Annotated in this window: 1 rRNA gene; it reads left to right on the top strand. The window is 51.2% G+C overall.

Features of this window, described 5'->3' with window-relative positions:
* A 16S ribosomal RNA gene (locus MRBLMS1_RS24710) occupies positions 1-244 on the top strand; the annotation flags it as partial.

Here is a 244-nt window from a genome sequence, read left to right as displayed (position 1 = left end):
CGGTCGCAAGATTAAAACTCAAAGGAATTGACGGGGACCCGCACAAGCGGTGGATGATGTGGATTAATTCGATGCAACGCGAAAAACCTTACCTACCCTTGACATGGCTGGAATCCTCGAGAGATTGGGGAGTGCTCGAAAGAGAACCAGTACACAGGTGCTGCATGGCTGTCGTCAGCTCGTGTCGTGAGATGTTGGGTTAAGTCCCGCAACGAGCGCAACCCTTGTCATTAGTTGCTACGAA

This window comes from Massilia sp. LMS1-1-1.1, assembly GCF_040815535.1.
GTDB classification, from domain to species: domain Bacteria; phylum Pseudomonadota; class Gammaproteobacteria; order Burkholderiales; family Burkholderiaceae_D; genus Janthinobacterium; species Janthinobacterium aestuarii.
The sequence above is the reverse complement of the archived record's forward strand: the minus strand, read 5'-3'. Positions and strand labels throughout refer to the sequence as shown.